The organism is Sphingomonas cellulosilytica, from assembly GCF_052321755.1.
Lineage (GTDB): Bacteria > Pseudomonadota > Alphaproteobacteria > Sphingomonadales > Sphingomonadaceae > Sphingomonas.
On the sequence record NZ_JBQRTT010000010.1, the window covers coordinates 26,116 to 50,293 of the forward strand.

30 protein-coding genes and 1 riboswitch are annotated in these 24,178 nt (G+C 63.3%); of the genes, 14 read left to right on the forward strand and 16 right to left on the reverse strand.

What is annotated here, in order from left to right; all coding sequences use genetic code 11:
- Positions 1 to 2: 2 nt before the first annotated feature.
- The 11 genes from ACTZQ5_RS13345 to ACTZQ5_RS13395 form a co-directional block, all read right to left on the reverse strand.
- Positions 3 to 650 carry an AAA family ATPase gene (locus tag ACTZQ5_RS13345; RefSeq protein ID WP_110150408.1) on the reverse strand — a complete coding sequence of 216 codons (648 nt, stop codon included), beginning with the start codon at positions 648 to 650 and terminating at the stop codon, positions 3 to 5.
- A gap of 160 nt (positions 651 to 810) precedes the next feature.
- Positions 811 to 1,773: a tyrosine-type recombinase/integrase gene (locus ACTZQ5_RS13350; RefSeq protein ID WP_110150407.1), complete on the reverse strand. Its 963-nt coding sequence runs from the start codon at positions 1,771 to 1,773 to the stop codon at positions 811 to 813.
- Positions 1,770 to 2,075: a profilin gene (locus ACTZQ5_RS13355; RefSeq protein WP_110150406.1), complete on the reverse strand. Its 306-nt coding sequence runs from the start codon at positions 2,073 to 2,075 to the stop codon at positions 1,770 to 1,772. Before ACTZQ5_RS13355 ends, ACTZQ5_RS13350 begins: the two co-directional genes overlap by 4 nt.
- Positions 2,076 to 2,691: 616 nt before the next feature.
- On the reverse strand, positions 2,692 to 3,594 hold the full coding sequence (locus ACTZQ5_RS13360; protein ID WP_110150404.1) for a nucleotidyl transferase AbiEii/AbiGii toxin family protein: 903 nt from the start codon (positions 3,592 to 3,594) through the stop codon (positions 2,692 to 2,694).
- Positions 3,587 to 4,468: a type IV toxin-antitoxin system AbiEi family antitoxin domain-containing protein gene (locus ACTZQ5_RS13365; RefSeq protein ID WP_110150403.1), complete on the reverse strand. Its 882-nt coding sequence runs from the start codon at positions 4,466 to 4,468 to the stop codon at positions 3,587 to 3,589. The genes ACTZQ5_RS13360 and ACTZQ5_RS13365 overlap by 8 nt, the downstream gene beginning before the upstream one ends.
- 178 nt (positions 4,469 to 4,646) lie before the next feature.
- Positions 4,647 to 5,732 (reverse strand): helix-turn-helix domain-containing protein, encoded by a 1,086-nt coding sequence (locus ACTZQ5_RS13370; protein WP_110150402.1) that lies wholly within the window; start codon positions 5,730 to 5,732, stop codon positions 4,647 to 4,649.
- A gap of 4 nt (positions 5,733 to 5,736) precedes the next feature.
- Positions 5,737 to 6,378 carry a hypothetical protein gene (locus tag ACTZQ5_RS13375; protein WP_110150401.1) on the reverse strand — a complete coding sequence of 214 codons (642 nt, stop codon included), beginning with the start codon at positions 6,376 to 6,378 and terminating at the stop codon, positions 5,737 to 5,739.
- A gap of 496 nt (positions 6,379 to 6,874) precedes the next feature.
- A complete protein-coding gene (locus ACTZQ5_RS13380) occupies positions 6,875 to 7,333 on the reverse strand; it encodes a c-type cytochrome (RefSeq protein ID WP_271300945.1) in 459 nt (152 codons plus the stop codon).
- 38 nt (positions 7,334 to 7,371) lie between these two features.
- Entirely contained in the window at positions 7,372 to 8,607 is a 1,236-nt protein-coding gene (locus tag ACTZQ5_RS13385) for a molybdopterin-dependent oxidoreductase (protein ID WP_007406293.1), read from the reverse strand.
- A gap of 89 nt (positions 8,608 to 8,696) precedes the next feature.
- Positions 8,697 to 9,848: a TDT family transporter gene (locus ACTZQ5_RS13390; protein ID WP_443585660.1), complete on the reverse strand. Its 1,152-nt coding sequence runs from the start codon at positions 9,846 to 9,848 to the stop codon at positions 8,697 to 8,699.
- Entirely contained in the window at positions 9,845 to 10,717 is an 873-nt protein-coding gene (locus ACTZQ5_RS13395; RefSeq protein ID WP_007406272.1) for a LysR family transcriptional regulator, read from the reverse strand. Before ACTZQ5_RS13395 ends, ACTZQ5_RS13390 begins: the two co-directional genes overlap by 4 nt.
- Positions 10,718 to 10,923: 206 nt before the next feature.
- Here ACTZQ5_RS13395 and ACTZQ5_RS13400 point away from each other — a divergent pair, with 206 nt between their 5' ends.
- A complete protein-coding gene (locus ACTZQ5_RS13400) occupies positions 10,924 to 11,928 on the forward strand; it encodes a sulfite oxidase (RefSeq protein WP_443585661.1) in 1,005 nt (334 codons plus the stop codon).
- The gene (locus tag ACTZQ5_RS13405) at positions 11,889 to 12,437 is read left to right on the forward strand and encodes an MgtC/SapB family protein (RefSeq protein WP_179510735.1); all 549 of its coding nucleotides are present in this window, start codon (positions 11,889 to 11,891) and stop codon (positions 12,435 to 12,437) included. Before ACTZQ5_RS13400 ends, ACTZQ5_RS13405 begins: the two co-directional genes overlap by 40 nt.
- A gap of 51 nt (positions 12,438 to 12,488) precedes the next feature.
- Here ACTZQ5_RS13405 and ACTZQ5_RS13410 read toward each other — a convergent pair whose 3' ends face one another.
- Genes ACTZQ5_RS13410 through ACTZQ5_RS13425 form a run of 4 tightly spaced genes read right to left on the reverse strand, consistent with a single transcriptional unit; the run spans position 12,489 to position 15,573 of the window.
- Positions 12,489 to 13,259: an anti-sigma factor family protein gene (locus tag ACTZQ5_RS13410; protein WP_007406229.1), complete on the reverse strand. Its 771-nt coding sequence runs from the start codon at positions 13,257 to 13,259 to the stop codon at positions 12,489 to 12,491.
- Positions 13,256 to 13,765: an RNA polymerase sigma factor gene (locus tag ACTZQ5_RS13415; protein ID WP_007406239.1), complete on the reverse strand. Its 510-nt coding sequence runs from the start codon at positions 13,763 to 13,765 to the stop codon at positions 13,256 to 13,258. The genes ACTZQ5_RS13410 and ACTZQ5_RS13415 overlap by 4 nt, the downstream gene beginning before the upstream one ends.
- Before the next feature lies 1 nt (position 13,766).
- Entirely contained in the window at positions 13,767 to 15,170 is a 1,404-nt protein-coding gene (locus ACTZQ5_RS13420; RefSeq protein ID WP_443585662.1) for a YVTN family beta-propeller repeat protein, read from the reverse strand.
- A gap of 37 nt (positions 15,171 to 15,207) precedes the next feature.
- Positions 15,208 to 15,573, reverse strand: a complete 366-nt coding sequence (locus ACTZQ5_RS13425; RefSeq protein WP_219994278.1) for a DUF305 domain-containing protein — start codon at positions 15,571 to 15,573, stop codon at positions 15,208 to 15,210.
- Between the two features lie 163 nt (positions 15,574 to 15,736).
- Positions 15,737 to 15,813, forward strand: a riboswitch (Fluoride riboswitch).
- Between the two features lie 23 nt (positions 15,814 to 15,836).
- Here ACTZQ5_RS13425 and ACTZQ5_RS13430 point away from each other — a divergent pair.
- The 9 genes from ACTZQ5_RS13430 (at position 15,837) to arsH (ending at position 22,186) form a co-directional block, all read left to right on the forward strand.
- A complete protein-coding gene (locus tag ACTZQ5_RS13430; RefSeq protein ID WP_042489218.1) occupies positions 15,837 to 17,195 on the forward strand; it encodes a voltage-gated chloride channel family protein in 1,359 nt (452 codons plus the stop codon).
- Positions 17,152 to 17,604 (forward strand): DUF190 domain-containing protein, encoded by a 453-nt coding sequence (locus ACTZQ5_RS13435; RefSeq protein ID WP_204200589.1) that lies wholly within the window; start codon positions 17,152 to 17,154, stop codon positions 17,602 to 17,604. Before ACTZQ5_RS13430 ends, ACTZQ5_RS13435 begins: the two co-directional genes overlap by 44 nt.
- 142 nt (positions 17,605 to 17,746) lie before the next feature.
- Entirely contained in the window at positions 17,747 to 18,316 is a 570-nt protein-coding gene (locus tag ACTZQ5_RS13440) for a recombinase family protein (protein WP_110150398.1), read from the forward strand.
- Positions 18,317 to 18,621: 305 nt separating this feature from the next.
- A complete protein-coding gene (locus ACTZQ5_RS13445) occupies positions 18,622 to 18,954 on the forward strand; it encodes an ArsR/SmtB family transcription factor (RefSeq protein ID WP_066779324.1) in 333 nt (110 codons plus the stop codon).
- An 11-nt stretch (positions 18,955 to 18,965) separates the two neighbouring features.
- A complete protein-coding gene (gene arsC, locus ACTZQ5_RS13450) occupies positions 18,966 to 19,394 on the forward strand; it encodes an arsenate reductase (glutaredoxin) (protein WP_088368451.1) in 429 nt (142 codons plus the stop codon).
- Positions 19,394 to 20,680: an arsenic transporter gene (locus ACTZQ5_RS13455; RefSeq protein WP_088368452.1), complete on the forward strand. Its 1,287-nt coding sequence runs from the start codon at positions 19,394 to 19,396 to the stop codon at positions 20,678 to 20,680. Before arsC ends, ACTZQ5_RS13455 begins: the two co-directional genes overlap by 1 nt.
- Positions 20,677 to 21,000 (forward strand): YnfA family protein, encoded by a 324-nt coding sequence (locus ACTZQ5_RS13460; protein ID WP_088368453.1) that lies wholly within the window; start codon positions 20,677 to 20,679, stop codon positions 20,998 to 21,000. Before ACTZQ5_RS13455 ends, ACTZQ5_RS13460 begins: the two co-directional genes overlap by 4 nt.
- A complete protein-coding gene (arsN2, locus tag ACTZQ5_RS13465) occupies positions 20,997 to 21,431 on the forward strand; it encodes an arsenic resistance N-acetyltransferase ArsN2 (protein ID WP_219994274.1) in 435 nt (144 codons plus the stop codon). Before ACTZQ5_RS13460 ends, arsN2 begins: the two co-directional genes overlap by 4 nt.
- Positions 21,431 to 22,186 (forward strand): arsenical resistance protein ArsH, encoded by a 756-nt coding sequence (gene arsH, locus ACTZQ5_RS13470; RefSeq protein ID WP_066779332.1) that lies wholly within the window; start codon positions 21,431 to 21,433, stop codon positions 22,184 to 22,186. Before arsN2 ends, arsH begins: the two co-directional genes overlap by 1 nt.
- Here the strand turns inward: arsH and ACTZQ5_RS13475 are convergent.
- On the reverse strand, positions 22,177 to 22,584 hold the full coding sequence (locus ACTZQ5_RS13475) for a MerR family transcriptional regulator (protein ID WP_066779335.1): 408 nt from the start codon (positions 22,582 to 22,584) through the stop codon (positions 22,177 to 22,179). The genes arsH and ACTZQ5_RS13475 overlap by 10 nt on opposite strands.
- A 63-nt stretch (positions 22,585 to 22,647) precedes the next feature.
- Here ACTZQ5_RS13475 and ACTZQ5_RS13480 point away from each other — a divergent pair, with 63 nt between their 5' ends.
- The 3 genes from ACTZQ5_RS13480 to ACTZQ5_RS13490 are packed head-to-tail and all read left to right on the forward strand — an operon-like array spanning position 22,648 to position 24,037.
- Positions 22,648 to 23,400, forward strand: a complete 753-nt coding sequence (locus tag ACTZQ5_RS13480) for a MauE/DoxX family redox-associated membrane protein (protein WP_066779336.1) — start codon at positions 22,648 to 22,650, stop codon at positions 23,398 to 23,400.
- A gap of 37 nt (positions 23,401 to 23,437) precedes the next feature.
- Complete coding sequence (locus tag ACTZQ5_RS13485) at positions 23,438 to 23,770, forward strand: hypothetical protein (protein ID WP_066779338.1); 333 nt, start codon at positions 23,438 to 23,440, stop codon at positions 23,768 to 23,770.
- A gap of 45 nt (positions 23,771 to 23,815) precedes the next feature.
- Complete coding sequence (locus tag ACTZQ5_RS13490) at positions 23,816 to 24,037, forward strand: hypothetical protein (RefSeq protein ID WP_066779340.1); 222 nt, start codon at positions 23,816 to 23,818, stop codon at positions 24,035 to 24,037.
- Positions 24,038 to 24,178 lie beyond the last annotated feature (141 nt).

The following is a 24,178-nucleotide window of genomic DNA, read 5'->3' on the forward strand; positions in this document are numbered from 1 at the left end:
GTTCAAGCCTTCACATTTGCAGGTGTGCAAGGCATCAGATCATCAAATATGTGTTTTTGCAAGGCTGCAACTTCTTGCGCTGCCTTACCCTTGGGCTCATGCTCGATGACGCCGAGACCGTAAGGCCATGCTGCTCGGTAGGCACTCCGCTCCCGCAATACCGCGCGTGCCACACGCAATCCGGTCGCTTCGGCAAGTGTCCGAGCATCATCCAGCAGCGTAGTTGCCGTTGGAGGAGCCGCGTTCAGCACGACCACACCCATTCTCCCGGTGCTGGTGATAAGCTGCGCAGTCCGCTTGATCGCGTCCAAGTCGATCAGCGAGGGGCGGCACGGAATGACGACGAGGTCAGCACGCTGCGCCGCTGCCGCGGCCTCTGAACCGGCAGCTGGCGGCGTGTCGATGATGGTAAGAGCGAAACCGTTGGCCTCAGCCGCGTCGATCGCCTGGTTGAGCCTGCGCGCACTGATTGGTTCGACATGGGGCAGTTCGGCCGTCCGCCGTTCGCTCCATGCGGTCGCGCTCTCCTGCGGATCAAGATCGAACAAGGCCGTTTTGATCCCGGCCGCTTGGGCCGCAACCGCGAGATTGACCGCTAGCGTCGTTTTGCCAACGCCGCCCTTCTGAGCTGCAAGCGTGATTATCTGCACGTGTGCACACCTTCAATTATGTCTTTTTGATATTATGCAGGATAGCAGATTAGCACAACCCAGGGAGGACAGGCCTGCCACTGAAAGCGAGCGGGGCCAGTCACTGGCCTCCGCGCCCTACTTCAATCCCGCCGCGCGGCGACGGAGCAACTCGCGGGTGTTAAATCAGTACGCGCTCCACCTCGTCCAGGCTGACCGCATCGTGCCGCCGATCGTAGAGCTGGGTTGTCCGGGTAGAGGCATGGTTCGCCATGGCAGCGGCCTTCTCTAACGTGCCCCCATTCTTTAGGTAGGCGGTTATCCCAGTGGCCCGAAACGAGTGGTTGCCGATCGCGGTCCTGATCCCGGCGATAGAAGCGCGACGCCTCACCATCTGGAACGCATTGGCTTGGGGCAGGGGGGTTGTGCTTAGCTGACCCGTGCCCCGCGCGATCGTCCGGAACAGCGGTCCCTTGCGATCGTCGCCAAGCTCGCACCCGTCGATATAGGCGTACAGGTATGCCTCCAAGCTGTGGTGGCAAGGCATCTCATGCCGCTTGCCGCCCTTCTCGTGCAGCCGCACCCAAAGGCGCCGATCCTGCACATAGGCGTCTTCGACCCGCATCCCGAGCGCAGCGCCAATCCGCGCGAAGCTGAACACCATCAACGCGATCAACGCTCGATCACGCAGCCCCGCCGGCGTGGTCACGTCGATGCTATCGAGCAGTCGGCGCGCCTCCTCAGGCGCCAGCACCGGCGTCTTGCCCCGCTTCACACTATGGCTCGGCCCACGCACCGATCCGGCCGGGTTCACCGGCACGACCTGGCCAATCACCAGCCAGTCAAACAAATGCCGAATGCCAGCGAGCTTCTGTTTGACGGTCGGCGCGCTCACTGCACTCCTTAGTTCCTCGATCCATGCAGCGACGTGTAGCGGCTCAATATCGGCCAGCGCCCGCACCTGACGAGCATCGCACCAAACCAGGAAGTCGCTGGCGGCACGCATGTAGGCCTTGCGCGTATGAGCGTTACGGATCGCCACGGCGAAAAACTCAAGGAAGCGCCGCTGCGCATGTGCCTCGGCCGATGCGACCAGGGTAGGGAGGGTGAGGGTAGGCCCGAGGCGCGCAAGCTGCGTTGTCATTCGAAAAGGAATACCAACTCACCAATATTGTCTGTCTGCACCACGAAAACCCCTGCTTCGCTTCGGGCATTGGCGTAGATGGTATTTGTACCGCCCAACCGCATATAGAGGTCGCCTCCTGCATGAACCCCCTTGAGGGTCACGCCGGCCGTGTTAGCGAAACCGGCGACGTTACTGATCAGTGCACGCAGTTCCTCGTCCGTCAGGTTATCGAGGTCCCGGATCTTGCCTTGCATTGGTCGCCCGGGCGTCCGCAGCGCCATGGCCGTATCGACCATCAATTTGGCGGCTTCGTCCATCATAGCAAAAGTACCTCCTACATCCGATAAAGGACATTATCATATATAGCCGGTGAGGAAAGGTGGCTCGTGACTGCCCGATCAAAGGGGCTGCGAACCGGGCGTTCGTTCCATCAACCGACATGCGAGATATGACTCGCCCCACCGGGTCGCAAATGTCTCCGACACCTCGAACCACCCGGCGCCCGGCCCCCCGGCACCATGATATGCACCCATGCATGAACATTGGCATTCGTGCCCTTGCGCGTTCATGCATTGCGACGCGCACTTCTCCTGCTCACGATAGGGCTGGATGATGTAGAGCTTCGAATATTTGCCAAGAATGTGATTCACGAGATCGCTGAACCAATCTTGCGCCACTTCCCACCCTTTATAACGTTCGAGCCAATCCGGACTCCGGCCCGTTGGACGGACTACTTGCAGGAAAGCACGTGCTAAGCGCCGGTCCTCAAAGGTTCTGCTGGAGTGCGGCAATTTGACAATGAGCCTGTAGCCTTTGCCTTTGCGGACAATGACCGGAATTTGGTTCTGCCTCCATATGCGCCGGAGATCGTCTGGTGCGCTTTGGTCCATTTCGCCTTTACGCCCCGATCTCTTCACCCCAGAATTTTAATGGCGATTACCACGGTAGGGACACATAGAGTTCTCGGACAATGGCGAACCGTTCATCGAACGCAGGCAGGTCCGACAATTCCAGCTTGAGCGTATCCCAATCAGCCTGCGCCCGCTTTGTAATTTCCGGATCGTCGATCGACGTTATGGTAGGCTCGATGCTACGGGTACGGCATTTATCCACGAACGTCGTGAGTATCTTTGCCCGATCACTGTCGGTCAGCGGATTAGTCTCAGCAAGGAATGCGATGTCATAGACATCCTGACGCCGGTATCGATTCCGAATGGGCTGCTGGAGCAAGGCCCGGAACTTCTCGGCGATCAGCTCATGCAAAGTGAACGCGCGCACAGCAACGCCGGCATCCGTGAGGCTCAGTTCTTGAAAGGCATAGACCTGATCGCGGAAGCTGATCTCCATATCCAAAACGCGAGTAGCCTGGCCAGCGTCGAGCCATTTTTCCTCTCCTGATCCCCGCACCGCCGAGCCGATCCGCACAAGCAATGCTGGAAAGTCATATTGCTCGAAGTTCTTAGCTCGCGGCATCTTTTTGACCGCCTGCACACGACATAGCAGATCGACATAACCGAGGCTGATCGCCGTTCTCGGCAAAAGTGCGTTCAGCTCCTCGACGATGAGCTGGGCAAAAGTCTCGGGATCAGCGTCCGCGCTGAAATCCACATCCCCCGTCACCCGCTCGCTTTTGAAGGCAAGCGCCATGACCGCCCCGCCTTTCAGCACCAGGGTTTCTTTCAGGTTCGGCGCGACGCCGATCGCGGCCAGGACGACTTCCGTCACCTGCCGGTCACGATAGCGAACCAGGTCGGTCTTTGCAGCTTCCACCCAAGCGCGCACGTCGACATCAACAATCTCGGTTCGCTCTCCCTCGGGAGCCTCGTCAATTTCAGACATTCAGAGAAATCATCCATCGTTCGGAATAGGTCGGAGCATATGGTGCGTCCGGGTCGAGTTTCCTTGACCCCCCACGCTGGGCGAACTGCTCCCAGCCGTCGATCCGGCTATCTTCAACCTCCAGTACCTCGGATAGCAAGTAACCTGCGCGGACCTTCACCATTTTGGAATCGAATTTTTCGACCTCATCGATGATCTGGTCCGCCCATTGTTCGGCCTCCTGCTCCCAAATGTTGATCACATGGCGGATACCGCCACACAGCGCCGGCTCAGAGAGCATGTCTCCAAAGGTGCGTCCAATAGATGTGATTCGTGTCTGCTCCCCGCGAATTTTTACAGGCGTTGCAGGGTGGCTAGATTGGTGCAGGATAACTGGTCGACGACGCAATTCACCCTTGAACCCCAAGCGCAGTAGCAGGGGATGCCCCTCGTCAGGTGGGCCGCCAAAATCCTCAACCATCTTCCGATCGCGCAGCATGTTCCAAACGGGTCTTGCCGGCGTCGTGAGGTGCAACGCCTCGGGGCTACGATCAGTCAGGCCGTAGCGCTGCATCGCCGAAAGGTGAGAAACGTAGCAGAAGGGATCAACGATACAGGCCACCTCTTCAGCCGACCCATTCCGCGTGGACTGAACCACACGCCAAACGCCAGAGTGAAAGTCGGCATCTGCCGTTAGGGACTTACGAGCTTCAAGGCGGCGGAGAGAGTTCCGCGCACGGGTCTGGTCCCAGCCAGCGGGTAGCCGCTTTAACGGCTCACCGGCCCACTCTTTGGCCTCAAACAGCTTCCGGCCGAGGGTAAAAAACTCGTAATCGGTGACGATCGGCGCATCATGCTCGAGCAGGGCTTTATCGAGGCCATCATTGAAATTCATACCGTAGCGATATCCCTATGTCCTAAGGACATAGGGATATCGCTACTAGCAGTCAACGGTTTTGCGCTCTCCCCTCGCCGCCACATCTCTCTTGACACATGCCACACGGAACCGCATATGTCCTAAGGACATATGCGGTTCCGTGTAGGTCTAATTATGGTGTCTAGCTGTTTGTCTGTCAGCGTACCAGTTGAAGCTTAGGTGTGCGTGGTGCGGTCGTTGATGGCACCGCATCACTATGCAATCCCATCACCGCCAGCCCAAAGACGAGGCGGTCAAGTTCGTCCGGCTCGATATGAAGAGCCGCTGCAACATCCGCTTTCGTCATCCCATCCTCGCGCAACGCCGCGAAGATTTTCGGGATCACCAAAGACATTTCTCGCTGAGCACCTTCAGGTTCCGCCGTGCGGTAACCGCGCTGACCCATATCGATGCACAGTCCGCGATAATTCCACTCCGATAGAAGCCCAAGCGCCTGCAACCGATAGGCCAAGGCTCCCACGGATACGATCCAGTGATGCTTTAAGCGTATAAGTGTCTCCAGCGTCGGCATCATCGGTGCGTGCGCCAGGACACTCCCGCGAGGCATGAGAAATGCCGATGCAAATCGGTTAGCCTCTTGCTCGGCCTCACGACCTCTTGGTTCGTCATGCCGATGAAGAACGAGATGCCCAAGCTCATGCGCAGCATCGAACCGGCTGCGTTCCGCCGACTTTTGAGTGTTCAGGAACACGAATGGCGTCGCCTCCCGCCAGAGGGAGAATGCATCTACCTCCGCCGTATCCTCTGCCATCGAATAGACTCGAACCCCTTTGGATTCGAGCAGATGGACGACGTTGCGGATTGGCTTCTCGCCGAGCAACCAATGCTGACGCAAGACCATGGCGGCCGTCTCCGGGTCCTCTTCCCGAAGATCAAGCAGATCAGGTTGCGGCAACGCGAAACGCGCTTCAATCCAATCGTTTAATAGGAACGCCAAAGCGCCAGAAGCCAGAGCGGCTTCACGACGCGACGCTGCCATGCGCGCCATAGAGCGAAAGCTCGCAGTGCGGTTGGTCGGCTCATGCAAATCGGCACCGGCAAAGAAAGCGGCCGGAAAGCGCAGTGCCACAGCGATACGGCCGAGCGTGTCACCGCTTGGTTCGTAATCGCCGCGCTCATATCCTGTGACGCTGCGCAGATCGACGCCGATACGTTCAGCCAATTGGGTTTTGTTCAGCCCGCGCCGTTTGCGGGCCACTCTAAGACGCGAAGGGGAAAACATTGCCTCACGCGCGACGCTGAACGTCGATGTCGATGTCCGGACCAAAGTCCGGTGCCGGCATCCTAGCGCCTTCGGGGTCGAGTGGCTGGGAGCCTAAAATAATACGCTCGCGCCAGCTATCGATATGATCCTTTTCGTCCATGCTCACCGGCAACGACAGCTCGGCTCGAAGTTCCGTAGCGTCGGCATGAAACAGCAGGACATAGGTGAGGCATTCTGCCTCCTCCTTAGGAGCCGGTTCTGGGGTCGTTTCAAAAAGGTCGAGTTGCTCCACGTTAGCGTGGATCACATCAGCTGTGCGCGGCCCCTTGTCCCGCTTGGTGCGAGGAAATCCACGTGCGCTACCTGTCGCCTCATCGCCGGACGACACGGAGATGGCGATGCGGCCGTCCGGACTCAGGATGGTGGAGAACATCTGCTCATCCACCCGCGTCCATCCCAACACGACCAGCTCGTCACGCAACGTCCGAAGCGTCTCGTTCCAATGATAGAAGCCAGCCGCGATCGGTGCATCATTCGCCGTACGGGAAATTCGGGACAAATAACCTGCGCGAACCGCCCGCATCAACGGCGATGCCGTCAACCCGAGACGCGCCAGCGCCGCATCGACCTCTTCCGGCCTGTCATGGATCATGGTCTTGAGCATCGCACACCCCTCGTTTCCGATTTTTCTACATCGATCGATGTAGAAAAACAAGAAGCGGCGTGATGCTGATTGCTAAGGTAGACCTTTTTTACCTCAGGCTGTCGCAAGCTGACATATTCGACACGCGGTTCTGACACCTGCAAACCCATGCAAATGCGAGGTCGCGCGGACCGGCCGCAACCGGACGATAATGGTCAGTCCTGAACGATGCTGGGTGGGAAGTCGCGCGCAGCATGAAGGGCGAGCGAAGTGAGGAGCGGGCGGGGGGCATACCCCCCAAAAGGCGGCGACCAATTATCCCTGCAAAAGGGTCCGATTAACACCGAAGCTTCGGAGGTAAGGGGAGCCCGGTTAACACCACCCAGCGGCTCCCAGAGGGGGGTCCGATTAACACCACCCAAGCCGCGGAGAACGACGGGGGCTGTTAAGAAACCTACGCTCTCTGGCCCGCCTGTCCCGATTGGGATGGTATTTCGGGATTATGGAAGTAGATCGGTTAGCCGGTTCCACCTGAGACATCAGGAGCCACTTTGGGGTCCGGGTCCTGCGCCTTGCCGGTCGCGGGTGCCACCTTCTGGCTCGGCATAGCGGTGAGATAAGCAACGATCGCATCGACGTCCTTCTCGGCCACTGGCGCCTTATACACCTCACGCATCTTGGTGACGGTCGCCTTCCACTGATCCGCCGATAGCGCAGGCTGGGTCAGCGCCATGCTGGCTGAGTGGCACGAGGTGCAATTGGCATTGATGACGTCGGCGTGCGGACCGTCGGGGTAGGTCGCGTCGTCGGCCGGCAGGTCGACGCTGGTCGAGGCAAGCGAGAAGCCGCGCGCTGACACGCTGGCGGCCGGTGCCGGCTCAGACATCTCGGAGATCGGAACGGGCGCCTTGCGGCTGCTCGGCGCGCCGATCGAGACGAGGATGATGCCGGTCAGGCCGATCAGGCCAGCAGCCATCATGCCGGGAGACGGAGTCTTCATGATTTGCTCGCTCCTCAGGCCGCGATGATGGTGGTGGTTTCAATGTTGCCGCGCATGAACCCGCCGGGATTCCAGATCGGCTTCATCGGCTGAGCGACACCGTTGGTGTTCCAGCAGCGCACCATGATGGGGTTAGGCCCGCGTCTCAGCGGCACCCGCCCGTCCCAGCGCCGGAAGCTGTACCTGCCCTCGTCCGCTCCGAGCGTCGTCCTGTACCAGGTGCGGCCACCGTCCGACGACACATCGACCTTGGCGACGCCGCAATCGCCGCCCATTGCGATGCCGCCGACCGGGATCGACGCTTCATAGGCGATCGCCTGACCATCGGGCAGGCTGGTCATCCAGCTACGCGGGATCATGCGATTGATCGGTACGGTCGGGAAGTCCTTGGCACCGGGCGCGACATTCGCGCCGGGTGTCGCGGGGATCTTGTAGGCCTTGGCCATCCAATACTGGTCGTCAGGGCCGGGCAGTACCTCGATCGCGTTCAGCATCTTGACCCAATAGGTCGAGTACCAGCCCGGCACGATCAGCCGGCAGGGAAAGCCGTTGAGGAGCGGCAGTTGCTCGCCGTTCATGCCGAAGGCGATCATGACCTCGCCGTCGCGGGCATGGTCGATGTCGAGTGCCTTCTCGAAGTCAGGAGCGCCCGCCACGACCGGCTGATCGAGAGCGCCGAAGCGCACCTGCACCGCGCCTGCCTTGACCCCGGCGAGGTCGAGCACGTCGCGCAGGCGAACGCCGAGCCACTTGGCGTTGCCCATCGCGCCATTGCCCCATTGCGCGCCGGCGACGCGCGGCTGGAACAGCCCGCGGCTGTTGCCCGAGCACTGGTTCACCGCCGCCATCTCGACCCGTGGAAGGCGCAGCAGCTGAGCGAGGCTGATCGACAGCGGCCGATTGACGTGGCCGAAGACGTTGAGGCGGAAACTTTCGACGTCGATCGAGGTCGGTATGTCGGCCCAGTGCCAGCGGACGAAGAACTGGTCGTTGGGCGTGAACACCGACTTGTCGAAGACCTCCATCGGCGTCTCCAGCAAGGGTGGATGGACGCGCTGGAGGATCATGCTGCCCTTGCCGGGAAAGGCGCTGGTCATCGGCCGCTCGGCATTGCCGCCGGGCAGCTTCAGGTCGACGAGCTGCTGCGCCAGTGCCGGCGCGGCGGCAAGGCCGGCGGTGCCGAGCGCGGCATGGCTGAGGAAGCGGCGACGGCTGGTCTCACTCGCCAGCCCGGCGTCGAAATTGTCCATGACAAGGCTCTCCTGTGGCCAGTCACGCTGGCGGATCGAAGGGGCATTCTGCAAGTGATCGGACCGACTGATCCGATCATCATGGCGGATCAGTTCGGGGTGGCGATGCAGGGCGAGACGAACAGGTTGCCCCACCATGCACCGGCTAGCGTCTTGGCACCGACCAGCAGCCACATCGCCGCGAGCGCAACCGTCAGCACCGTGCCGACGATACCGAAAAACATAAGGTTCAGCGTCGTGCCGAGGCGGAAGGTGGCGACGGTGTAGACGCCGAGCGGGAAGGTGTAGCCCCACCAGCCGAGGTTGAACGGCACGCCCGCGCGCCAGTAGCGGATGGTGATAAGCGTCGCGAGCGCCAGCCACCACAGGCCGAAACCCCAAAGGCAGAGCCCGGCGACAACGCCGATCCCCTGCGCGACGGTGCCGACGCCGGCTAGCCCGTGCGCGGTGAGGATCGCCGGCGCATCCGCGCCGAGCACCAGCATGCCCAGAGCACCCGTGCCGATCGGCCCCAGCGCCAGCCAGGAAGATGCCGCCATGCTTTCATGCGGCAACTTGTGGAGTGCCATGCGCAGGATGAGGATGGCGAGGATGCCAAACGCGACCGGCACCGAATAGGCCCACAGCACATAGGAGGTCGCGAGCGTCACTATCTGCGCGTGGGGATCGGTTAGATGCGGCGCGAGCAGCCCGCCGCTGGCGCCCGCCACTTCGGCAGCGACGACCGGCAGCAGCCATACGGCGGTCATGCCGTCCAGGCTGTGCTCGTGGCGGGTAAACATCAGGTAGGGGATCAGCACGCCGCAGGCGAGCGACATGGCGACGTCGATCCACCACAGGATATGCGCGACCGGCACGATGCCATTTCCGAACCGCGCGATGCCGAAGGCGAGACAGCCGTTGATGATCGTCGCCAGCCCCATCGGAATGGTCCCGATGAACATCGACACGGTGTTGTGCCCGAAGATGCGCCGCGCCTCGTGCCCGAACATCACCCAGCGCGCGCCATAGAGGCCGGCGAACAGCGCGAAGAGCGCGATATTGAAGAACCACAACACCTCGCCGACAGGTTTAAGCGAAGGCCCGATGCCGGGCACCTGCGGCAGCGCGAGGGCAAGGATGCCCGTGCCCATCGTCGCGGCGAACCAGTTGGGCGTGAACTGGCGGATCATCTCGCGGGGGTGATCGAGCCGGCTGAGCGGCTTGAGGCCGCTGAGAACGGAGTGCGTGTCGGCAGTCATGCGACCTGCTCCTTGATGAGATCCGTCAGCGCGTCGGCCGCGCGGGTGCGATAGCGTTCCTTGTGGCGCAGCGCGTGAAAGGCGCGGTCGGGCAGCCCGAGCGGCAGCTCGACGAGATCGCCAGCCTTGAGCGCGCGCGCGACGACCAATCGCGACAAGACGGCAACGCCGGCACCGGCCTCAACGGCGGTGCGCACCGCCTCGTTGGACGGCAGCGTCATCGCTATCGTCAGCTGAGCCGGATCAAACCCGCGCGTTCGCAGCACGTCCTCGAAAGTCGAGCGCGTACCCGATCCCTGCTCACGGACGATCCAGCGTGTAGTGCGCAGCCAGGCCTCGTCGATGCGTTCGGCTTCCTCGCGGCCGACCAGCACCATTGGGTCATGCCCGACATTCCAGTGGGCAAGCGCCGGTTCGTCCACCTCGCCCTCGACAAAGCCGAGTTCCGCCGCGCCGCTCAACACCTGCGCTGCCGCGCCTTCGGTGTTGTCGATCGCCAGCTCGACCGCGATCTGTGGGTGGCGTTCGTGGAAGGCGGCGAGCTTTGCCGGCAACCAATAGCTCGCGATCGTCTGGCTGGCGACGATCCGCAACGAACCACGCGCGAGCCCGGCATAGTCCGCGAGCATCGTCTCGGCATGCGCTGCCCGCCCCAGCACCGCGCGCGCTTCCTCCAGAAAGCCGCGGCCTGCCTCGGTAAGCTGGATGCCACGCCCGACGCGGTGGAACAGCGGAACGCCGTAGCGCGCTTCGAGGGCCGCAACCGCCCCGGAGGCAGCAGACTGCGTGACGTTCAGCGCCTCCGCTGCCTTGGTGACGTGTTCGCGCTCCGCGACACCGACGAATATTCTGAGCTGCTCCAAAGTCATGCAGCATATATCGCGTACTTAGATCGATACGACCAACCGTTTGATATGGTCATTCCAATCTGGATATCGGAATGGTCGGCAGCCTTTCGTCTGCGATGGTCTCGAAGACTTGAAGCGTTACGCGTGCCCGCGACGTTTGATCGTCCATGACCGATATGATCGAGCGCAGTTCTGATCCCTACAATGCCGAGCCGACGCCCGGTGCGTTGATCGAGCGGTTCCTGACGCCGCAGGCGCTGTTCTACGTGCGCAGCCACGGGCCAGTGCCGGATCTGCCCGCCAATCATCGGATCGAGGTGAGCGGGAGGGGCATGGCGAGCCGCTTCTTCTCGGTGCAGGAACTGAAGAGCACGTTTGCCACGCGCACGGTAACGGCGGTTCTCCAGTGCGCCGGCAACCGGCGTACCGATCTCCAGCAGGTCGCCAACACCTCCGGCGATCCGTGGGACGTAGGCGCGATCGGCAATGCGGAGTGGACCGGCGTACGCTTGGCCGATGTGCTCGATGCGGTCGGCGCGCCGGATGCGTCCGAGCTGTTCGTGGCGTTCACCGGCGCGGACGAGGTGGACGTGGAGGGTGAAGAAGCCTTGTTCGGGGTATCGATCGCCATGAGCAAGGCGCGGGAGCCCGACGTACTCCTCGCCTGGGCGATGAATGGCGAGCCGCTGACGCCCGAACATGGCGCCCCGCTCCGCATGGTGGTGCCTGGCTATGCCGGGGTCCGCAGCGCCAAATGGCTGACACGGATCGAGGTGCGTGAAACGCCCTCCGAGGCACCGATCCAGGCGCACGACTACAAGCTCTTCCCCGCCGCTGTGACGAGCGACACCGTCGACTGGAGCCAGGGTCTGACGATCAATGCCATGCCGCTCAACGCCGCGATCTGCTCGCCCGGTGCGGGCGAGAGTTTGGCCGCCGGAGAGGTGCGGATTGAGGGATATGCCATTGCCTATGACCGCCGTATTTCTCGGATCGAAGTGTCGGTGAACGGCGGTCGCGACTGGCAACAGGCGACCTTCGCCGATCCGGAGACGCGCTGGGGCTGGCGGCGCTGGATCCTTGACGCCACACTTGCCAAGGGACGCCAGCACCTTGTCGCCCGTGCCTTCGACGAGACCGGGCAGGGACAGCCCGAGCGGCCGGATACGATGTGGAACTTCGCCGGCTATCTGTGCACCGCCTGGCATCACGTTCACGTGCTGGTCGAATGATCGAAGCATCAGCGGCACCGGACGTCGCTTTCTGGATCGATGCGATTGGCCGGCTGGTGGTGGCGACCGCGGCCGGGATGGTGCTCGGCTGGGAACGCTCGCGTGAGAACCGGCAGATCATGGGCCTGCGGACGCTGGGTCTGGTCGGTCTGGCGAGTTGCATCGCCGTTCAGGCGATCGTGCATAGTGGCTTGCCGAACGTGAACGCCGATGCCGCAGGACGGGCGATGCAGGGCATTCTGTCCGGCGTCGGCTTCATCGGTGCCGGTGCGGTGCTGCGGGTCGGCCAGGGTCAGGAAGTGCATGGATTGGCGACCGCCGCGTGCATCTGGGTGACAGCCACGATCGGCGCGGCAGCAGGGTTGGCGGTGTGGCCGCTCATCATCGGCGGGGTGAGCCTTGCAATGCTCGTCCTGTTCGTCGGCGCGCCGCTGGAACGCCGCATCCGCGAGCGAGCCCGTCTGACGCCGGCCGAGACCGACAGGAAGGATGTCGAGCGCAAGCCGTGATCGCGCTGGACCGCCCGGTGCCCGTCGGCGCCGGGAGGCGGCAAGGCGCTATCAGGACACAAGCGCGGCATCTGCCTGACGCCGGACTTCATCGGCGATCGGATGCAGTTCGGCCGCGGGTCGCTCGCCCACCACACTATAGCCGATCCCGTCGACCGCCCATGTGACCCGGCCCATGGTCCCGCTGGACGTGCTGGTCATGCTCGCGGTCTTGTCGATCTGCATGGGCCTCGTCAGCACCGCAAGTTTCGACGCTTGCGGTCCGTCGTAGAGGAGCAGTGCCGCAGGGCCGTGGGGCGTCGCGACCAGTCGCCCCCCGCCATAGCGATAGCCGGCCGTGCTGAGGTCCGGGATCGTGACGCGCTCACCCAATCGAGCGGAGGTCCATCGGATCAGCATGGCGCGCTGGTCGGGGCCGATCTCCGCCGGTCGTATCCGGTCGGCGGCATAGACACGGAAATTATCACTCGCCTCGTTGGCCAGCGCCGCGATGCCCGCGCGGGGTTCGCCGCTCCACCGCGCGCTCGACCAGCCACCGCCAAACCCCAACGCCAGCAGAAGTGACGCGGCGATGGCGAGCTGCCAACGCGGTTGCCGTTGCCGTCCCCTGATCGCTGCCACGCGCATCGTCGCCGGGATCGGTTCATCCGCGACGGGGGCGAACAGGGATGCAAGGGCTCGCGCCTGCTCCGCCTGCTCTCGCACACGGGCATGCACGTCCGGCTGGCCTTCAAGATAGGCGTCGACCAGGCGCTGCCGCTCGGGCGACAGCCTGCCATCGATCCATGCGGCCAGATCGTCCTCGCCGATCGGGCTGGTCATTGCACGCTCCTCAATCGCGGCCGTTCACCCTCCCGGAGGAGGGTCGCCAGACGGTCGCGCCCCCGCGATATGCGCGACATTACCGTGCCCAGCGGCACGCCGACTACGGCAGCGACCTCCGCATAGGGCAGGCCCTCGACCGAGACCAGGAGCAGCACCGTTCGCTGTTCTTCAGGCAACGCATCAAGCGCGCGCAGCAGGTCGCGGTGGTGCAGGCCTGTGTCCTGATCGGCCGGGCGGCCGAGCGCGGCGTCGTCCACGAGGTGGAGCGGAACCGCCGTACCTCGCCGGCTATGCTGCCGCTGATGATCGACCAACAAATTGTGCAGGATCGCATAGACCCACGGGCGGACCTCCGCACCCCGTCGCTGTCGCCAGCGCCCGACCGCGCGCTCCAGGCAATCCTGCACCACGTCATCCGCCATCACCCGGTCGCGCAACCACGACCGGGCATAGCGGCGCAGCCCGGGGATCAGCGGTTCGATCGCGGCGGCAAGCGGGTCCATCTCAGTCGCGCTGCACCTGCACGATGCGCCCCGGCGCGCCGTTCACCACCTCCGCAACCGCCAGAAAGCGCCGGGGTGTCGCGGTGCTGCCCTGAACGATCTGGCGGATCGGACCCGATGCGTTGACGATCGCCGCACCTGCCGGGTTGCTCATGAAGTTCGCAAGCGGCTCTACAGCGCCGCTGCCGTCCGCATTGGCGGTCAGTACGAGCATGTAAGGCTTCTTGGGCTGCAAACCGGTAACGGCACTCTGCACGACCTGAATGATGCCCTGGTCGAAGAGGGTGATGCTGCTTGCCGTACCTTTGCCGCCAATCGGCCCCATGGTCAGATGCAGCGCCTTGCCCGCTGTGCCGAGCGGCTGGAGATTGTCGGTGCCGGGGCCTGTCGGAACTGCGTTCGACACATAGGCGATCGCCTGCGGTGCCTGTCCGACCGGCACGGTAGCGACGACCATGTTGCCGGCAGTGTCGATCGCGGCCAGCTCATCGGAATTCTCTAGCCCGACATAAACGCGCCGGCCGTCGCCCGATGGCCAAACACCGTGCGGCATCTTGCCGACCGGAATTGTTGCCACCGGCGTGAAGTCGGACGTGCGGAACACCTTGACCACATTCTCTCCGCCGACCGTCACATACGCGAACTGCCCCTTGGCCGTGCGGGCGAAATTGACATGGTTCGTGATAGGCCCGGTATCCAGCACCTTCAGGATCGCGAAGGGTGGCCGAGCATCGAATGCGACCGTCTTGCCGATGTCCTTCAGCGTAAACCACACTTGCTTGCCGTCCGGCGTCGCGGCGATGTTGGGGCAGAAGGGGCTTGGCTGCGCCACCTGTCCGACCTGCGCGTGGGTCGCGACATCGAACACAGCCAATACCGGATTGAACGAAGAGCAGACATAGCCGTACCGGCCATCGGGAGAGAAGATCGTCATGCCCGGACCACCGGGCGTCTTGATGCGCCCCGTCTCCTTGTACGTCGTGGGGTCGAGCACGGCGATATAATCCTCGCCGCGGACCGTGACCCACACCTCCTTGCCGTCCGGCGTGAAGAACGCCTCGTGCGGACTGCGCCCGACATAGGTCGTGTGCTTGACGGTGTTGGTGGCGGTGTCGATCCACGACACGGCGTTCGATCCGATCGACACGACCGCCAAGGTCTTCCCGTCCGGCGAGAAGCCCAGGCCGTGAACCAGCACCTGTCCCTTGTAGAGCGGGGAGAAGTTCATCGGCTGGGGATCGCCGAGTTTGATGACGCCGAGCAGCCGGTTGTCGGCCGGGTCGGTCACCGACACCGTGTTGGAGAATTGTTCAGACGCATAGACGCGGTCGCGGTGGCTGACGGGCATGTCCTTAGCGTTCCACGGCGCCTGCTGGGCCATGGCGAGGCCCGGTGCGGCGCTCATCAGCAAGGCGGCCGAGCGCAGGATGGTCCGGATCATGTCAGTGCTCCATAGGGCTATGGTGGTCGCCGCCCTGCGTCGGGGCTGGCGTCGAAGGCGGTAGCGGCTGGCCGATCGCCAGCTTCATGGCGGCGATCTCCTGCTGCTGATCGATGATGATTTCCTGCGCGATGCGCTTGAGCTGCTCGTTATGGCCGTAGCGCAGCTCCGCCACCGCCATATCGATGGCACCCTGATGATGCGGAAGCATCATCGCCACGAAGTCGCGGTCGACGTCACCGGACGGCTTGACCATCATGCCCGCCATCATCCGGTCCATCGCGACAGACATCATGGTAGCGTAGCCATCGGCGGGGGCGGCCGCGACTGCGCCGGTAAGTAGGGCCGAAGCCGTCAGACCCAGCATCCAATCTCGTCTACGCATAAGCCTCCAGCGCATCGGTCTCGAAAGCGTAGACGATGCTCGTCGGGGTTTATTCCGTGGCCAAAGCCATTTTATCGGTCCTCACCAAAACGATAGTCTCATGCTTCTGCGGTTGGTTGACCGGGTCGCGGTCGGACAGCATATGCGCAGGCACGGCGATGGATTTCCGCCGGGCCATTCGGTCGAACCGCCCTCGCAAGGGCCGATGATTCCTACCAGGCGCCGCAAGGCAGCAAGGAGGAATCGTGCGCGCGACATTTCGCAATCTCTATGACCAGTTCAACATGGCAGCGTTCATTCGCGATCGCCGCACCCATGCCACGTCGGTACTGCGGTGGGCTTTGATCCTGGTCCCGATGGCCGCAGCGGTGGGAACGCTCTGCGCGGCCTTCCTGCGGAGCCTCGACGCCGTAACCCGGCTTCGCTTCGCCTTTCCCTGGCTGCTCTACCTGCTGCCGATCGGCGGGTTCGTGGTCGGACTGCTCTACCATCTGACAGGGCGCTCGGTCGAAGGCGGCAACAACCTCATCGTCGAGCAAATCCACGAACCGGGGGGCGGCGTGCCGCTGCGCATGGCTCCGCTCATCTTCTTCGGCACGGTCGTGACACATCTGTTCGGGGGATCGGCGGGACGTGAAGGCACCGCCGTGCAGTTGGGCGGCAGTCTTGCCAGCGGGTTTGGACGCGCGCTCAGATTGGATGCGGAAGCGACACGCACCCTCCTTATGACCGGGATCGCGGCTGGGTTCGGCGCGGTCTTCGGGACGCCGATTGCGGGCGCGGTCTTTGCACTGGAGGTGCTGGCGATCGGTCGGGTCGAGTATCGCGCGCTGGTGCCATGCCTGGTCGCGGCGCTGGTCGGTGACTGGACCTGTCTTGCCTGGGGCATTCATCACGGCGTCTACCATGTCGATGCGCTGGTGCCGGTCGACGCGCTGCTCGTCGCCAAGGCCGGTGTCGCCGGCATTGCCTTCGGTCTGACCGGGCTGACCTTTGCCGAGGCCAATCACGCGCTGGGCGGATGGTTGAAGCGCGTGATCCCCTATGGCCCACTACGACCCGTTATCGGCGGGCTGGCCGTGATTGCGCTGGTCTGGCTGCTCGGAACCCGCGACTATCTTGGCCTGGGTACGCTCGCCGCGACACCGGACAGCCTGACCATCGCCAGCTTCTTTGGTCCCGATACGCACTCGTGGAGCTGGGCGCTGAAGCTGCTCTTTACCGTCGTGACCCTGAGCGCGGGCTTCAAGGGGGGCGAGGTCACGCCGCTGTTCTTTATCGGCGCGGCGCTCGGCAATGCGCTCGCGCCGATGTTCGGAGTACCGTCGGGGCTATTCGCAGCGATCGGCTTCGTCGCGCTGTTCGCGGGCGCGGCCAACACACCGCTGGCTTGCACGTTCATGGGGATCGAGTTGTTCGGCGCGGCCTATGCGGTGCCGATCGCAGTCGCGTGCTTCGTCGCCTACCTCTGCTCAGGCCACAACGGCATCTACCTGTCGCAGCGCGTCGCTGTGCCAAAGGTACCTGCCGCACACCTCACACCCGACGCGACCCTGCGCGATGCCCGCACGCACCGCGCTTCTCGCCGGCGCACGCGCGCCTGATCCTGTTTCCTGTCGAAAGCCCGTCATGCCCAATCGTTTCACCGTCCATCACCGCGAAGTCGGGATGCTGCGCATCTATCTGAAACCGTCCGACAAGATCGGCCCGCGTCGCTTCTGGGGGGCAAAGCCGCTCTATCGCGAGCTGATTCGCACCGCGAAGGCGGACGGCATCATCAACGCCGTCGCGCAAAATACCCATTACGGCTTCAGCAATCACGAACCGATCCGGGAGAACGGCTCGGAAATTGCCGATCCGCATCTGACGATCTGTGTCGAACTGGTCGGCGATCGCGATCAGCTCGACCTCTTCTGTCGCCGGCATGGAGATCTGATCGGCGACAAGGTGATCGTCTACAAACGACTGGAGCATTGGACTATCACGCGCAAAACTGAGCTAACCAGAGCCTGATCGGCGTTCCCGTAAAGGAACCTCCAACGGGACGGACCGGACCGGCATAAAAATGCGCCCGATGAACGCCGGAGCTTTCCCAAAATATGTTCCCGAAATATGAGTCCCGAAATTCGCTGTTCGAGTTGGGATAACGGGACTCATGCTGGTTGGTTATGCGCGTGTCTCGACGTCCGATCAGGACCTGACGCTGCAAACCGATGCGCTGACCAGAGCTGGGTGCGAAAAGCTGTTCACCGACAAGGTGAGCGGCGCAAAGCTGAACCGGCCCGGCCTGATCGAGGCCCTCAATTTCGTGCGGGCCGGCGACACGCTGGTCATCTGGAAGCTCGATCGGTTGGGCCGCTCGATCCAAGGCCTGATCGAACTGGCGGCCGACCTCTCGGCGCGCAAGGTCGATTTCCGGTCGCTGACGGATGGGTTCGACACGTCCACGCCATCGGGCCGGCTGCTGTTCCATATCCTTGCCTCGGTCGCGGAAATGGAGCGCGAGCTGATAAAAGAACGGACCCTCGCCGGCCTAGCGGCAGCGCGTGCCAAGGGTGGCACCGGCGGGGGTCGCAAATCGGTGATGACGCCAGACATGCTCGACACTGCGCGCAAGCTGCTTGCGGCGGGCGACAGCCCCGCCAAGGTTGCCAAACTGCTGCAAGTCGGCCGCTCGACCTTCTACCGTCACTTCCCAGCCGGCGAACGACAGCCGGTGTCATAACCGGACGGTTTTGACACGTTTCTCGCGGTGGGCGCACTGATCCGCGCGCCCTCCAAGGCGGATTAACTGTCAGGTGGTGGAATAGGCCGCGCCCGCTTTGCGGAGCTGCGAAAGCGCCGGCGGCGATTAGCGCGCGACGCTTCCTTGACCGCTTGGGGGTCGTCCAAATCAATCATGCTGCTGGTCCTCGGAAAGGCGAGGCGCGCGAGCCGCGCCTATAATCCTGTTCCGAGCCGGAAGGTGTTGCGGACCTGGTTTTTCCGGACCCGTTGCCTCGCTCTCGTCATATCCACTATGTTGGATATATGGAAAACGATTCGGCCATTTCCGCTTTGAGCGCGCTCGCGCAAGCGACACGCCTCGATGTCTTCCGCCTGCTGGTGCGGCATGAACCGAACGGTATGGCAGCCGGCGACATAGCCCGTCAGCTTGATGTGCCGCAGAATACCATGTCCGCACATCTGGGCATCCTTGCGCGCGCGGGCCTCGTGCGGTCCGAACGTCGCAGTCGATCCATCATCTACTGCGCTGACCTGGACGGCCTACGTGCGCTCACCCTCTTCCTCGTCAAGGACTGCTGCGCCGGCAATGCCGAGCTGTGCGCGCCGCTCGTCGCGGAACTCGCCCCCTGCTGCTGAAAGGACGCTTCGTGCCTGTCGATATCGTCATTTACCACAATCCCGAGTGCGGCACGTCCCGCAACGCACTCGCCATGATCCGCAATGCCGGCATCGAACCGCATGTGGTCGAGTATTTGAAGACGCCGCCCTCGCGTGCCCTGCTGGTCGAGCTGATCGATCGCGCCGGCATAGCGCCCCGCGAGCTCCTGCGAGAGAAGGGCACACCCTATGCGGAGCTGGGCCTGGGTGACACGTCGAAGTCCGACGACGCGCTGGTGGACGCGATGATGGCGCATCCGATCCTCATCAACCGGCCTCTGGTCGTCTCGCCACTCGGCGTGAAGCTGTGCCGCCCCTCTGAAGCCGTCCTCGATCTGCTGCCAAGCGATCAGCTCGGCGCGTTTGCCAAGGAAGACGGTGAGCAAGTGGTGGACGCTTCGGGCCAGCGCGTCGTCTGATGCTCCTGGCCGTCCTGATCTTCGTCGCCACAATCGCGCTCGTCATTTGGCAACCCAAGGGCCTCGGCATTGGGTGGAGCGCCATGGGAGGGGCGGTCGTGGCGCTGCTAGCGGGCGTCGTCACGCTGTCCGACGTGCCGGTGGTGTGGAACATCGTGTGGAACGCGACCGCCGCGTTCGTTGCCATCATCGTCATCAGCCTGTTGCTCGATGAAGCCGGGTTCTTCGAATGGGCGGCGCTGCATATCGCACGCTGGGGCAGGGGGCATGGTCACCGACTATTTGTCCTGATCGTGCTGCTCGGCGCGGCGGTGTCTGCGCTGTTCGCCAATGATGGCGCGGCGCTGATCCTGACGCCGATCGTCATCGCGATGCTGCGGGCGCTAGGCTTCAAGGACAGGGCGACACTGGCGTTCGTCATGGCGGCGGGGTTCATCGCCGACACGGCCAGTCTGCCGTTGGTCGTGTCGAACCTCGTCAACATCGTGTCGGCCGACTTCTTCGGCATCGGCTTCGGCGATTATGCGTCCGTGATGGTGCCGGTCGATCTAGTGTCGATCGCCGCCACGTTGGGCGCGCTGCTACTGTTCTTTCGAGGTGACATACCAAGAGCTTACGATGTGGGGGCGCTACGTACGCCCCGAGAAGCGATCCATGACGCCGCGACCTTCCGCGCCGGATGGATCGTTCTCGCTTTGCTGCTTGCCGGCTTCTTCCTGCTCGAACCGCTTGGCGTGCCCGTCAGCGCCGTTGCCGCTGCCGGCGCGATCCTTCTGCTGGTAATCGCCGGACGTGGGCACGTGATAGAGACGCGGAAGGTGCTGCGCGGCGCACCGTGGCAGGTCGTGATCTTCTCGCTCGGCATGTACCTGGTGGTCTATGGCCTGCGGAACGCCGGCCTGACCGATCATCTGGCTGCGCTCCTCGATCGGACGGCACAAGGCGGTGTCTGGAGTGCCGCCTTGGGAACAGGCGTGATCGCAGCCGTTTTCTCCTCGGTGATGAACAACATGCCGACCGTGCTGGTGGGCGCGCTGTCGATCGATGCGGCCCATGCCACGGGCACGGTCAAGGAGGCGATGATCTACGCCAACGTGATCGGCTGCGACCTCGGTCCCAAGCTCACGCCGATCGGATCGCTCGCGACGCTCCTGTGGCTTCACGTTCTCGGCCAGAAAGGCGTGCGGATCGGATGGGGCTATTATTTCCGGATCGGTGTCACGCTGACCGTGCCGGTGCTGCTGGTCACGCTCGGTGCCTTGGCGTTGAGGATTACCATCGAATGACTGCCCTGATCTACATCGGCGCGGCGCTTGCTGAGATTGCCGGATGCTTCGCATTCTGGGCGTGGCTCCGAATGGGCAGGGCGCCCCTCTGGCTGGTCCCCGGCGTTGCCTCCCTAATCCTTTTCGCCTGGCTTCTGACCCGCGTCGACAGTGATGCCGCGGGGCGGGCCTATGCCGCTTATGGCGGCATCTACATCTGCGCCTCCCTGCTCTGGCTGTGGAGTGTCGAGGGCGTCCGTCCCGATCGCTGGGATGTCGGCGGGGCCGCCCTCTGCCTTGTCGGAACCTGTTTGATCCTGCTCGGGCCTCGCGGCGCATGATGACGCCGATCGCCAGGCTTCTCCAAGCCAGCGACCTTGCTGAGCTGTCGCGGCACCTCGACGCCATGGGCTTGCCCAGCACCGATCTCGCGGAGCCTGACCGCGTGTTCTTCCGGTTCGATGCGGATAGCCTAATTGGCTATGGTGGTCTGGAAGGCGAAGGAGCCGACCGTCTGCTCCGCTCCGTCCTCATCCTTCCCGATCGTCGGGGCGCCGGCATCGGCCGCGCGCTGGTCGCCGCGCTCGAACAAGAAGCTTGCACACTGGGCGTACAGCGACTCCATCTACTGACCACGACCGCGGCCCCGTTCTTCCGCATGCTCGGCTATGCGGCCGCCGATCGCCATTCGGCACCGTCCGCTATTGCCGCCACGCGCGAGTTCACCTCGCTCTGCCCCGCCTCCGCGACCTACCTCGTGAAAGCCCTCTGATGCCGCTTCGTACCCTTGCCGATTTGGATGTTCTGCCGGCACTCGATCCGGCGTTTATCCGTCATCGCCTCGCCGCGGATCTTGGGCCGACCGAACCCGCTCCCCGCATCCTGCTGCTCTACGGCAGCCTGCGTGAGCGCTCCTTCTCGCGCCTAGCCGCGGAAGAAGCGGCGCGCTTGCTGCACCTGTTTGGCGCAGACACGCGCATCTTCGATCCTTCCACGCTGCCGCTGCCCGACCAAGTGGCGGGAGACGATCACCCGGCCGTTCACGAGTTACGCGAGCTATCAATGTGGTCGGAGGGGCAGGTCTGGTGCAGCCCTGAGCGGCACGGCCAGATCACGGGCATCATGAAGGCGCAGATCGATCATCTGCCGCTCGAGATGAAGGGGATGCGGCCGACGCAGGGACGCACGCTCGCGGTGATGCAGGTGTCGGGCGGATCGCAATCGTTCAACGCAGTCAACACACTACGCCTGCTTGGCCGCTGGATGCGGATGTTCACGATCCCCAATCAATCATCGGTGGCGATGGCCTACAAGGAGTTCGACGAAGCTGGGCGCATGAAGCCGTCGAGCTATTACGACCGTATCGTCGATGTAATGGAGGAGCTGGTGCGCTTCACCGTCCTGCTGCGCCCATATGCAACCCAGCTCGTCGACCGCTATTCCGAGCGCAGGCACGCCGGCGTGCCAGTCGACGTCAGAACCGATCTGTCGAGCATCGCCATCGCCCGAGCTGACGCTCAAGCGTGATCGAAAGCCGCCAGAATAGGGCACGGTCCCGCTGATCCGTTTCCGCACTCGTGTGCGAGATGCCGCAGTGACGCGCGTACCCGCTCAAGCTCCTCGATCTTGGCGTCCAGCACCGTAATCCGCTCGCTGGCAAGCTCGCGTGCGCGTGCGCGATCGTCGGTCGCGTCGAGCGCCAGCAGCTCGCCGATCTGCTCCAGCGTGAAGCCGGCGCCCTGGGCCGATCGGATGAAGCGCAGCCGGCGAACATCCTCCGGGCCATAGCGGCGGATACCGCCCCCGGACCCGGAGTTTATCGGCCTGTCGGGCGTGTCGAGAAGACCTCGGCGCTGGTAGTAGCGGATCGTTTCCACGCCCACATCGCCTTCTCGAGCGAGCCCTGCGATCGTCATGCCGGTCATGCCTTGACTCCGTACTATAGTACGGATGCCATATAGGTCGGGCACAGAGGCCGGAGAAGACGAATGGCGACGTTCGCGCCCAAGAAGGCGACGATCTATCGGATGGTGATGCCGACCCACACCTGTCCCTACGGGATCAAGGCGAAGGATCTGCTGCGCCGGCAGGGTTATGAGGTCGAGGACCATTGGCTACGCACGCGCGAGGAAACCGACGCGTTCAAAGCCGAGCATGGGGTCAAAACGACACCCCAGACCTTCATCGGTGGCGAGCGGGTAGGAGGCTACGACGATCTGCGCCGGTTTTTCGGTAAGACCGTGGCCGACCCCACGGCGGTGACCTACCGGCCGGTCGCGGTTGTGTTCGCGATGACGGCATTGATGGCGCTGGCGGCCAGCTATGCCGTGCTCGGCACACCGTTCACGGTACGCGCGGGTGAGTGGTTCATCGCCTTCTCCATGTGCGTGCTGGCCATGCTCAAGCTCCAGAACGTGGAGAGCTTTTCGAGCATGTTCCTCAACTACGATCTGCTTGCGAAGCGCTGGGTGCCCTATTCCTACACCTACCCCTACGCGGAAGGCGCAGCGGGCGTGCTGATGGCGGCCGGCGTGCTGACCTGGCTGTCGGTGCCGATCGCGCTGGTGATCGGGACGATCGGAGCGGTCTCGGTCATCAAGGCCGTGTATGTCGACAAGCGCGAGCTGAAATGCGCGTGCGTGGGCGGTGACAGCAATGTGCCGTTGGGCTTCCTGTCGCTCACCGAGAACGTGATGATGGTCGCCATGGCGATCTGGATGGTGCTGGGCGTCGCGCACTGATCTGGTGCGGCGGCCCGGCGCAAGCTAGAAGGGCTGCATGAGCTTCGGCCGCCTCGTCCGCACATTTGCGCTGCTCCTGCTGGGCGCGATGCTGCTCGTGCGGATGGGCCCGATGTGCGAGGCCATGGCGCAGGCTGCGCCGCCTTCGCAGGCGCATGCCGGAATGGCCGATTGCGATCGCGCGCCGCTCACGCCCGTAAAAAAGACCCCTCCGGTGGACTGCGTAGGAGCCTGCATCGCAACGGCCCTCGACGTTCACACGTCTCCCGCGCCGCAGCTCGCCGTGCGGACGGATCCGCCCGCACCCGAGCCTCATGCCCTTGTTGGTCGCTCGGGCGGTCCTGCACCGCCACCTCCTCGAACCGCCTGATCGACGTGGATTCCGATCAATCAGTGCATTTGAGGAAAATTACACATGAAGACCATCAAGTTCATCGGCGCGGCTATCGCGCTCACGCTCGTTCCCGCCACGGCCTTTGCCGCCGCTGACTGCTGCGCGGGGAAGGAGTGCTGCAAGGATGGCGCCGACTGCTGCAAGGACAAGGACGGCGCGAAGAAGGATTGCTGCGCCGACATGAAGGACATGAAGCACGGCGAGCACGCCGGTCACGACATGTCGGGCATGCAGAAGAAGTAAGCTGGGAGGGGAGGCGTTCGCGCCTCCCCTTTTCAATGGCGGGCGAACACCCTGCGGCCGCTCGGCCCGAACGCGATCACGTCATAGGCCTGGGCCTTCATGCCCGGCATTTCCATGCCCGGTGAGCCCATCGGCATCCCG